At 69.9% G+C, this 9,821-nt stretch carries 9 protein-coding genes; 8 read left to right on the top strand and 1 reads right to left on the bottom strand.

Going from position 1 to position 9,821, the window contains the following annotated elements; all coding sequences use genetic code 11:
* The first annotated feature begins 65 nt into the window (after positions 1–65).
* Positions 66–956: a LysR family transcriptional regulator gene (locus Q0M60_RS01710; protein WP_296815135.1), complete on the top strand. Its 891-nt coding sequence runs from the start codon at positions 66–68 to the stop codon at positions 954–956.
* On the opposite strand, the gene Q0M60_RS01705 is transcribed toward Q0M60_RS01710, so the two are convergent.
* Positions 953–2,296: an amidohydrolase gene (locus tag Q0M60_RS01705; RefSeq protein WP_296815133.1), complete on the bottom strand. Its 1,344-nt coding sequence runs from the start codon at positions 2,294–2,296 to the stop codon at positions 953–955. The genes Q0M60_RS01710 and Q0M60_RS01705 overlap by 4 nt on opposite strands.
* On the opposite strand from Q0M60_RS01705, the gene Q0M60_RS01700 reads away from it, so the two are divergent.
* The 7 genes from Q0M60_RS01700 to metK form a co-directional block, all read left to right on the top strand.
* Positions 2,295–3,647 carry an MFS transporter gene (locus tag Q0M60_RS01700; protein WP_296815129.1) on the top strand — a complete coding sequence of 451 codons (1,353 nt, stop codon included), beginning with the start codon at positions 2,295–2,297 and terminating at the stop codon, positions 3,645–3,647. The two genes, Q0M60_RS01705 and Q0M60_RS01700, sit on opposite strands and share 2 nt — an antisense overlap.
* A 249-nt stretch (positions 3,648–3,896) precedes the next feature.
* On the top strand, positions 3,897–5,267 hold the full coding sequence (gene miaB / locus Q0M60_RS01695; protein WP_296815127.1) for a tRNA (N6-isopentenyl adenosine(37)-C2)-methylthiotransferase MiaB: 1,371 nt from the start codon (positions 3,897–3,899) through the stop codon (positions 5,265–5,267).
* On the top strand, positions 5,267–6,238 hold the full coding sequence (locus Q0M60_RS01690) for a PhoH family protein (RefSeq protein ID WP_296815125.1): 972 nt from the start codon (positions 5,267–5,269) through the stop codon (positions 6,236–6,238). The genes miaB and Q0M60_RS01690 overlap by 1 nt, the downstream gene beginning before the upstream one ends.
* Positions 6,235–6,675: an rRNA maturation RNase YbeY gene (ybeY, locus tag Q0M60_RS01685; RefSeq protein WP_296815122.1), complete on the top strand. Its 441-nt coding sequence runs from the start codon at positions 6,235–6,237 to the stop codon at positions 6,673–6,675. Before Q0M60_RS01690 ends, ybeY begins: the two co-directional genes overlap by 4 nt.
* Positions 6,672–8,291 carry an apolipoprotein N-acyltransferase gene (gene lnt / locus Q0M60_RS01680; protein WP_296815120.1) on the top strand — a complete coding sequence of 540 codons (1,620 nt, stop codon included), beginning with the start codon at positions 6,672–6,674 and terminating at the stop codon, positions 8,289–8,291. The genes ybeY and lnt overlap by 4 nt, the downstream gene beginning before the upstream one ends.
* Positions 8,292–8,315: 24 nt before the next feature.
* Positions 8,316–8,738 (top strand): helix-turn-helix transcriptional regulator, encoded by a 423-nt coding sequence (locus tag Q0M60_RS01675; protein ID WP_296815118.1) that lies wholly within the window; start codon positions 8,316–8,318, stop codon positions 8,736–8,738.
* 61 nt (positions 8,739–8,799) lie between these two features.
* Positions 8,800–9,821 (top strand): methionine adenosyltransferase (metK, locus tag Q0M60_RS01670; protein ID WP_296815115.1); only part of this gene is annotated, 1,022 nt, incomplete at its 3' end.

Raw genomic sequence — 9,821 nt, 5'->3', positions numbered from 1 at the left:
TATGCCAGAGCGCGAATGCCGTGACGAGGCGAGACATCGCTGATCGGTTGTGCAAAAATCCACATATGTCTCCGTTCGACTGGAACAGCCTTCAGGACTTCCTCGCGGTCGCGCGGACAGGTCGGTTGACCGCCGCCGCCGGTCGTCTGGGCGCAGACCATACGACGGTGGCGCGGCGCATCCGCGCGCTGGAGGAGGCTCTGCAGGTCCGGCTCTTCGACCGCAGTCCGTCCGGCTATGCCCTCACCGCCCACGGCGAGCGGCTCCTGTCCGCCGCCGAGGCGATGGAGACCCTGGCCCTGTCGGCCCAGGCCGCGGTGGGCGAGGCGGACCTGGCGGTGTCCGGCGTGGTCCGGGTGGGGGCGCCGGAAGGGTTCGGCAGCTACTTCCTCGCCCCGCGCATGGCCGCGCTCGCCGACGCCCATCCGGAGCTGGTGGTTCAGCTGGTGGCCATCCCCGGAGTGCTCAGCCTGTCAAAGCGCGAAGCCGACATCGCCGTGACCCTCAGCCCGCCCCGAGAGGGTCGGCTGGTCACCCGCAAACTGACCGACTACCGCTTGGCCCTCTACGGCGCGCCGGCCTACCTCGACGCCCGGCCGCCGATCCGGACGCGGGCCGACATGGGGGAGCACCGCTTCATCGGCTACATCGAGGAGCTGCTCTACGCGCCGGAGCTCGACTACATGCAGGCGCCGGACGTGGACATCCACGTAGGGCTGAAGAGCTCGAACCTCATCGCCCAGCTGCAGGCCTGCGTGGCGGGCGCGGGGTTGTGCGTCCTGCCGAGGTTCCTGGCCGACGTGCGCAGCGACCTCCGGCAGGTGCTGCCGGAGCAGGTCGGGCTGACGCGCAGCCTGTGGCTGGTCACCCACGCAGACCTCAAAGATCTCGCCCGCGTGCGCACGGTCAGCGACTTCATCCTGGAGCAGGTGAAGGCCGAGAAGGACCGGTTCTAGGACACCCCGCGTTCGAGGAAGCGGACGGCCGTCAGCACATGCGCCCGCACGCCCAGCGGCAGGACGCTCTCGTCCACGTGGAACTGCGGCGAGTGGTTCGGCGGGGCGGTCTCGGAGTCGTAATCCGGCGTGCCGCCCAGGTGGTAGAACAGGGCCGGGATCACCTGGCCGTAGTAGGCGAAGTCCTCGGCCACGGTGGTCGGCGGCGCCGCGCCGTTGATGTTCGCCTCGCCCGCAGCCTCGCCCAGCGGTCCGACGGCCCAGGCCGCCAGTTCCTCATCGTTGAAGACCAGGGGCGCGTTCTGGAGGAAGGAGACGGTGGCCGTGGCCCCATAGTTCTCCGCCAGGTTCTCGATGGCCGAGGTGGTGCGGGCGATGACGTCGTTCCTCTGGTCCACGTCGAAGGTGCGAAGCGTCCCGGTCATCACCGACTGGTCCGGGATGATGTTGTTGCGCACCCCCGCGTCCAGGGTGGCGATGGTGAAGACCGTCGGCGTGGTCGTGGGGTCGATCGTCCGGGCCGTGAAGGTGTTGATCGTCTGGATGACATCGGCGGTCAGGGAGATGACGTCCACCCCGCGCCAGGGCCAGGCGCCGTGGGTCTGGCGGCCGCGCAGGGTGATGTCCACGCGGTCCGACGCCGCCATGAAGCCTTGCGCCCGCCACCAGACCTGGCCCGGCTGGCCGGTCACCACATGCAGGCCGAAGATGGCGTCGGGTCGGGGGTTCTCGAGCGCCCCGTCGGCGATCATCTCGTCGGCGCCGCCGTCCTCGCCGGGCGGAGTGCCTTCCTCGGCCGGCTGGAAGATGAAGACGATGGTTCCGGGCAGGCGCTCCCGCATCCCGGCCAGAATCTCGGCGGCGCCCATCAGCATGGCCACGTGGGCGTCGTGGCCGCAGGCGTGGGCCACCGGGACGGTCTGGCCCTGATAGGTCCCGGTCGCCGTCGAGGCGAAGGGCAGGCCCGTGTCCTCCAGCACCGGCAGAGCGTCCATGTCGGCCCGGAGCGCCACCACCGGCCCGGGCCGGCCGCCGCGCAGCACGCCCACCACGCCGGTCACGCCGATCTCGGTGCGCACCTCCATGCCGAGCGCCCGCAGGTGGTCGGCGACGAGGGCGGCCGTGCGGCGCTCCTGGTTTCCGAGCTCGGGGTTCTGGTGGATGTCCCGGCGCCAGGCGACGACGCGGTCGTTCACGCCCTCGGCCAGGCGGGCCACCTCCTCGGCGGAGACGGGGTCGACCGGAACCGCCGACTGGGCGTAAGCGGTTCCTGACGCGAGCATGGCGGCGCAGGCCGCTCCCATCATCCACGTCCGACCGAAACGGAACCGCGACTTCATGGCCAAACCCTCCTCCAAGCCGGGACAGAATGAGACGCCCCGGCGGAGGACGCAAACGGCCAAGACGGCGACGCCCGCTCGGCGGCGGCTGCCGCGCATCCCGGAGGGGCGCGACCGGGCCTTCTTCATCCTCTTCATCGTGACCATGACCGCGGCGGCGGGCAATACGGCGCTCCAGTCGGTGCTGCCGGCCATCGGCCGGACGTTCGGCTATGCGGACACGGTCATCGCCACGGCCTTTTCGCTGTCGGCCCTGTTCTGGACCCTGACCTCGCCCGTCTGGGCGCGCCTGTCGGACCGGCACGGCCGCAAGCGGATGATTCTGGTGGGCCTGATGGGCTTCGTCGTCTCGATGGCGGGCTTCGGACTGTCCGTCTCGGCGGGTCAGGCGGGCCTGCTGGGCGGGCTGACCGTGCTGGTGCTGATGGTGCTGTCCCGCGCCGTCTACGGCCTGCTCGGGTCAGCCGTTCCGACGGCGGCCCAGGCCTATGTGGCCGACCGCACGAGCCGACAGGAGCGGACCGAGGCCCTGGCCCACCAGGCCTCGGCGCAAGGGTTGGGCACCGTCATCGGCCCGGCGATCGCGCCCCTGTTCGTCGTGCCCTTCCTGGGGCTGGCCGGTCCCATCTACGCCTTCGCCCTGTTCGGGGCCGTGATCTGGTGGCTGACCCGCCAGGGCCTCCCGTCCGGCGACGTGCCGCGCACCGCCCACGCCCCCGGAGAGGCGCCGGGCAAGGGCCTGTGGAAAGACTCGCGCATCCTGCCCTTCATCCTCTTCGCCTTCCTGGTCACCTCGACCCAGGCGATCAACATCTCGGTGCTGGGCTTCCACGTCATCGACGAGCTGGGGCGCAGCCCGATGGAGGCCCAGTCCTTCATCGGTATCGCCATGCTGGCGGGCGCGGCGGCGACCCTGCTGGCCCAGTGGGGCCTGATCCGCCTGTTCCACATGGAGCCGCGCGAGCTGATGCAGTGGGGCGCGGGGCTGGCCCTGCTCGGCAACGTCATCAGCGCCTTCGCGCTCGACTACTACGCCGTGGTGCTCGGCTATGCGGTGGTCAGCCTGGGACTCGGCTTCGCGCGGCCGGGCTTCATGGCCGGCTCGTCCCTGGCGCTCGGCCCGCGTGAGCAGGGGGCCATCGCCGGCCTGATGGTGGCCCTCATGGGCCTGTGTTTTCTGGCCCCGCCGATCATCGGCGTGGCGCTCTACGAGCTGTCCGGCCCCTCACCCTTCGTGCTGAACGCGGCCATGGCCGCGGCCTGTGTCGCCATGGCCCTGCTGTGGCGGCCGCTGGCCCGCGCCGGCGAGACCGTCGACCCCGAGCAGACCCCGACGGCGCCGACGCCGTGATGCAGTCCGAAAACGGACTGCAACTGCAGCAGTGCATCCGTCAGCCTTGGTGGCGGCCAGGGCTCCAGTCCACGATGTGAAAGATCACGGGCCAGTCTACGGCCATTCCCGGCGGCGAGGTGAAATCAGCCGGTCTGGCGGCCCGAAGTCAGGCCGATCAATGACTTGGCCTGCATCGAAGCGGGTGTTCGACGGCCAGCTCTCTCCGGCTGCCTTGCCGCCGCCATTCGGCGTCCCCATAAGGCGCGCATGAGCGAAACCCGGGTGCAGGGCCAGCCCAAGCGTCTGTTCATCAAGACCTACGGCTGCCAGATGAACGTCTATGACTCCGAGCGCATGGCCGACGTCCTGCGCCCGCTGGGCTATGCGACGGCGGACCGGCCGGAGGACGCCGATTTCGTCATCCTCAACACCTGCCACATCCGCGAGAAGGCAGCCGAGAAGGTCTATTCCGAGCTGGGCCGGCTGAAGGCGATCCGCGCCGAGCGCGAGGCGCAGGGCTTTCCCCGTTCGACCATCGCGGTGGCCGGCTGCGTCGCCCAGGCGGAGGGCGAGCAGATCATGCTGCGCCAGCCGGCGGTGGACATGGTCGTGGGGCCCCAGGCCTATCACCAGCTGCCCGAGCTTCTCGCCCGCGCCGCCCGCTCGCGCGGCGAGCGGCTGGCCGCCGACTTCGCCGCCGACGAGAAGTTCGACGCCCTGCCGGCCGAGCGCGCCGTCTCGGGCCCGACCGCCTTCCTCACGGTGCAGGAGGGTTGCGACAAGTTCTGCAGCTTCTGCGTGGTGCCCTACACGCGCGGCGCGGAGTGGTCGCGGCCGGCCCAGACCATCCTCGACGAAGCCCGGGCGCTGGCCGCCAAGGGTGTGCGCGAGGTCACCCTGCTGGGCCAGAACGTCAACGCCTATGACGGGGCCGGTCCGGACGGCGCGCCCTGGACCCTGGCGCGGCTGGCCCGCGCCCTGGCCGGGATCGAGGGGCTGGACCGCATCCGCTACACGACCAGCCACCCCAACGACATGTCCGACGACCTGATCGCGGCGCATGCCGAGCTGGACGCTCTGATGCCCTATCTGCACCTGCCGGTGCAGGCGGGCTCGGACCGGATCCTGCGGGCCATGAACCGCAAGCACACGGCCGAGATCTACATCCGCCTGATCGAGCGCATCCGCGCCGCGCGTCCGGACATGGCCATCTCGGGCGACTTCATCGTCGGCTTCCCGGGCGAGACCGAGAAGGACTTCGAGGACACGCTCAGCCTGGTGCGCGAGGTCGGCTACGCCTCGGCCTTCTCCTTCCGCTATTCGAAGCGGCCGGGCACCCCGGCCGCCGCCATGCCGCAGCAGGTCGCCGACGAGGTCGCCGAAGATCGGCTGCATCGGCTGCAAGCTCTGCTGTTCGAGCAGCAGGCGGCCTTCAACGCGGCCCAGGCCGGCCGGACGCTGAACGTCCTGTTCGAAAAGCCCGGCCGTCACCGGGAACAGGCCATCGGCCGCTCACCTTATCTGCAGTCGGTGCACGTCGAGGACGCGCGCAACCTGATGGGGCGGATCGTGCCGGTGAGGATCACAAGCGGACAGCAGAACTCCCTGACCGGCGAACTCGTGCGGGAATACGCCTGATGGCCCGCGCGTCCGAGTTCATCGCCCTGTCGGAAGAAGCGCTGCGCGCCGTCACCGGCCCGTCCAGCCGTCACACCGCCCTGATCGAGGACGCCTTCCATGTCCTGATCGAGAGCCCCGGCGGCGGCGTCGCCGTCTCCGGCTCGGCCAAGGACCGGGCGGACGCCCGCCGCGCGATCGAGGCGCTCGCCGCCCGCGCCGATTCCGGCGCCGAGGTCACCGAGGCCGACGCCCGCGCGTCCCTGTCCCTGGCCCGACAGGGCAAGTCGGCGCCGGGGGGCTCGGCCCTGGTCAGCGGCCGGCGCGGACCGATCGCGCCCAAGACCTCGGCCCAGGCGGCCTACCTCCAGATGCTGGAGCGGTGCGAGCTGACCTTCGGCATCGGCCCGGCGGGGACGGGCAAGACCTTCCTGGCCGCCGCCTATGGGGCGACGCTGCTGATGAAGGGCCAGGTCGACCGGCTGGTCATCACCCGCCCGGCGGTCGAGGCGGGCGAGCGGCTGGGCTTCCTGCCCGGCGACCTGAACGAGAAGGTCGACCCCTACCTCGCGCCCATCTGGGAGGCGCTGGACCAGATCATCGGCGCCGACGCCGTGCGCCGCAGGCGGGACAAGGGCGAGATCGAGGTCGCGCCGCTCGCCTTCATGCGCGGCCGGACGCTGAGCCACGCCTTCGTCATCGTGGACGAGGCCCAGAACACCTCGCGCCTGCAGATGAAGATGGTCCTGACCCGGCTGGGCGAAGGCGCGCGCATGGTGGTGACCGGCGACCCCACCCAGGTCGACCTGCTCAATCCGCGCGACAGCGGCCTGTCGCACGCCGTGCGGCTGCTGGACGGGGTCGAGGGCGTCGGGATCGCCACCTTCGACGCCTCGGACGTGGTGCGCCACAAGCTGGTGGAGCGGATCGTGCGGGCCTACGACGCCGACACGCTCGGCCGTAGGCCCAAGCCCGACCTGGAAGAGTCGTGATCGAGGTCGAGATCGAGGACGACGCCTGGCTGTCGGCCCTGCCGGACGCCGGCGCCCTGGTCCGCCGCGCCGCCGAGGCCGCGCTGGAGGGGGCGGGCGAGGTCGCCATCGCGCTCAGCGACGACGAGACGGTGGCCGAGCTGAACCAGCAGTTCCGCAATAAGCCCGGGCCGACCAACGTCCTGTCCTTCCCGTCGCCGGAGTTCGCCCGACCCTTCCTGGGCGACGTGATCCTGGCGCGGGGCGTCTGCGTGCGCGAGGCGCTGGAGCAGGACAAGCCTCTGGCCGACCATGTGACCCACCTGGTGGTGCATGGGGTCCTGCACCTGCGTGGTCACGACCACGAGGACGAGACGGAGGCCGAGGCGATGGAGGCGCTGGAGCGCACGCTTCTTGCAGGCCTGGGCGTTCCCGACCCCTACGCCGAGCCGAGATGAGCCAGGACGAGACCGCCGCCCCGACCGAGACCCGCCGTCTGCCGGGCTGGGCCTGGAAGGTGGGCGCCGGCCTGCTGGCGCTTGTCGCCGGCGCGGCCGCGGCCGTGGCGCATCCGCCGTGGTCGGTCTGGCTCGGTTTGCTCGGCTATCCGCTGCTGATGCTCCTGTCGGAGCGGGCGCGCGGCTGGAAGGGCGCCTTCGGCCTCGGCTGGCTGGCGGGCTTCGCCTACTTCTTCATCAGCTGCTGGTGGGTGGCCGAGGCCTTCCTCGTCAACGCCGAGGCCCACGCCTGGATGGCGCCCTTCGCGGCCTCGCTGCTGCCGGCCGGCCTGGCCCTGTTCTGGGCGGGCGCGACGGCGCTCTATCGCCGGTTCACGCACGCCGGGGTGCTGCGGGTCCTGCTGTTCGCGGGCCTGTTCAGCGTCTTCGAATGGCTGCGCGGGCACATCCTCACCGGGTTTCCGTGGAATCCCGCCGGGGCCAGCTGGGAGGCCGGTTCGGCGCCTTCGCAGTGGGCGGCCTGGGTCGGGGTCTACGGCCTCAGCCTGATCACCGTCCTGGCGGTCTCGACCCCGGCGGTCTTCCTGGGCGCTGGCCGGCTGAAGGCGAAGTTCGGTGTCCTGGCCCTTGGCGTCGTCATGCTCGGCGCCCTGTTCGTCGGGGGGGCGCTGCGACTGGGGGGCGGGGAGGTTCGCCTGACCGACACGGTCGTGCGCATCGTTCAGCCGGACGTCGGGCAGGAGGCGAAGTGGGACGCGGCCATGTTCGAGAACGTGGTCAGCCGATACGTCAACCTGACCTCCAGCCTGTCAGGCGCACGGCCCGACGTGGTGATCTGGCCGGAAGGCGCGCTTCCCATCACCGCCAATGACGCCTTCGGCTCCTGGGTGGGCGAAGCGATCGACCGGTCCATTGAACCGGACCAGACGCTGGTCGCCGGCTTCAGCCGAGCGGAAGCCGGCCCGGACGGGCCGCGCTACTTCAACAGCCTGTTCGTCATGCGCGACGACGGCCAGACCCTGACCGTCACGGGCGTCTACGACAAGCACCGACTGGTGCCCTTCGGCGAGTTCCTGCCGGCGGGGGGGCTGATGAGCGCGACCGGCCTGCGGTCGCTGGTGCATGTGCCGTCCGACTTCAGCCATGGGCCGCGCCCGGCGCCGGTCGATATCCCAGGCGCGCCGCGGGCCCAGCCCCTGATCTGCTACGAGAGCCTCTATCCGGGGTTCACCTCGACCGAGGGCGGCCGGCCGGGCTGGATCGTCAACATCTCCAACGACGCCTGGTTCGGGCGGACGTCGGGTCCGTTGCAGCACCTGAATCTGGCCTCCTACCGCGCCATCGAGACCGGCCTGCCGATGGTGCGTGCGACGCCGACTGGCGTTTCGGCCCTGATCGACCCCTGGGGGCGTGTCCGTGCTCGCCTCGACCCCGGCGAGAGCGGCGTGCTCGACGTCCGCTTGCCTTACGCGACGTCACGGCCGCCATATTCGCTTTATGGTGATGGGTTGACGACATTACTATGTATGATTGTGCTGTTGTTCGGTTCATCTCTCAGTTTTAGAACGATTTTTTCTCGTGACAGCTTAGCTCGGTCCGGCCAAGATTCGGATTGAGGACGTCACGGGAGGAGGGCCCGCTTGTCTGAACGCGCCGAAGATCGCCGCAAGCCGCACCCGACGGATGCGCACGTGGGCATGCGGGTGCGCATGCGCCGCAAGCTGATGGGTGTCAGCCAGGAACGCCTGGCCGAGGCGCTCGACCTGACTTTCCAGCAGGTCCAGAAATACGAAAAAGGCACCAACCGGATCTCGGCGTCCAAGCTCTTCGAGGCGGCGAAATTCCTCGACGTCGAGATCGGCTATTTCTTCGAGGGACTGAGCCGCGAAGCCAGTGAGGGCATGAGTGAGCCCCCCGGCGAGCCGTTCGCCCAGAGCTTCTTCATGACCCACGAAGGGGTGGAGTTCGCCAGCCTGTTTCCGCAGCTCTCGCCGCGACAGCGCCGGCACTTGGTCGAGCTGGCCCGCACCTTCGTCGAGGAATGCCCGCCTGCCCGCAGCTGACTTGCGGATATAAACATATCTTTATATGGTCCGCGCCGCCCTTCAGCAGGAGACCGCGCGCGTGAGCCGTCAGTCCTTCATCTTCACCTCCGAAAGCGTTTCGGAGGGCCATCCGGATAAGGTCGCCGACCGCATCTCCGACACCATTGTCGATCTGTTCCTGTCGAAGGACCCCTATGCGCGCGTGGCGTGCGAGACGCTGACGACCACCAACCTCGTGGTGCTGGCCGGAGAAATCCGGGGCCAGGGCATCATGGACCGGAACGGAAACTGGGCGCCGGGCGTCGAGGAGGAGATCGAGGCCGCGGTGCGGGCCGCGGTGCGCGACATCGGTTATGAGCAGGCCGGCTTCCACTGGGCGAAGTTCGAGTTCCAGAACCACCTGCACGGTCAGTCCGCGGACATCGCCGTCGGCGTCGACGCCGCGGGCAACAAGGACGAGGGCGCCGGCGACCAGGGCATCATGTTCGGCTACGCCTCGAACGAGACGCCCGAGCTGATGCCGGCCACCCTGCAATACAGCCACAACATCCTGAAGCGGCTCGCCGACGTGCGCCACGCCGGCGAAAAGCGCCTTGAGCCGGACGCCAAGAGCCAGGTGACGATCCAGTACGAGAACGGCCGTCCGGTACGCGCCACCTCGATCGTCCTGTCGACCCAGCACGCCCCGGGCATGACCCAGCAGGACGTGGCCGATCTGGTGAAGCCCTACATCCTCGAGGTGCTGCCGGACGGCTTCACGGACGAAAACACCGAGTGGCACATCAACCCGACGGGCATCTTCGAGATCGGCGGTCCTGACGGAGACGCCGGCCTGACCGGCCGCAAGATCATCGTCGACACCTATGGCGGCGCGGCTCCGCACGGCGGCGGCGCCTTCTCGGGCAAGGATCCGACCAAGGTCGACCGCTCCGCCGCCTACGCCTGCCGGTACCTGGCCAAGAATGTGGTCGCGGCGGGTCTGGCGGACCGCTGCACCATCCAGATCTCCTACGCCATCGGCGTGTCGAAGCCTCTGTCGGTTCACGTCGACCTGCACGGCACGGGCAAGGTGGACGAGGCGGTGCTGGAAGAGCGCCTGCC

Source organism: Brevundimonas sp. (assembly GCF_024711105.1).
In the GTDB taxonomy this organism is placed as follows: domain Bacteria; phylum Pseudomonadota; class Alphaproteobacteria; order Caulobacterales; family Caulobacteraceae; genus Brevundimonas.
Note: the sequence above shows the minus strand (reverse complement) of the source record. Positions and strands in the feature narration are given on the sequence as shown.

Coding starts and splice junctions, on each gene's coding strand:
- Q0M60_RS01705 (WP_296815133.1), bottom strand. CDS start 2,296: ATGAAGTCGCGGTTCCGTTTCGGTCGGACGTGGATGATGGGAGCGGCC.
- lnt (WP_296815120.1), top strand. CDS start 6,672: ATGAGCCAGGACGAGACCGCCGCCCCGACCGAGACCCGCCGTCTGCCG.
- Q0M60_RS01710 (WP_296815135.1), top strand. CDS start 66: ATGTCTCCGTTCGACTGGAACAGCCTTCAGGACTTCCTCGCGGTCGCG.
- Q0M60_RS01700 (WP_296815129.1), top strand. CDS start 2,295: ATGGCCAAACCCTCCTCCAAGCCGGGACAGAATGAGACGCCCCGGCGG.
- Q0M60_RS01690 (WP_296815125.1), top strand. CDS start 5,267: ATGGCCCGCGCGTCCGAGTTCATCGCCCTGTCGGAAGAAGCGCTGCGC.
- miaB (WP_296815127.1), top strand. CDS start 3,897: ATGAGCGAAACCCGGGTGCAGGGCCAGCCCAAGCGTCTGTTCATCAAG.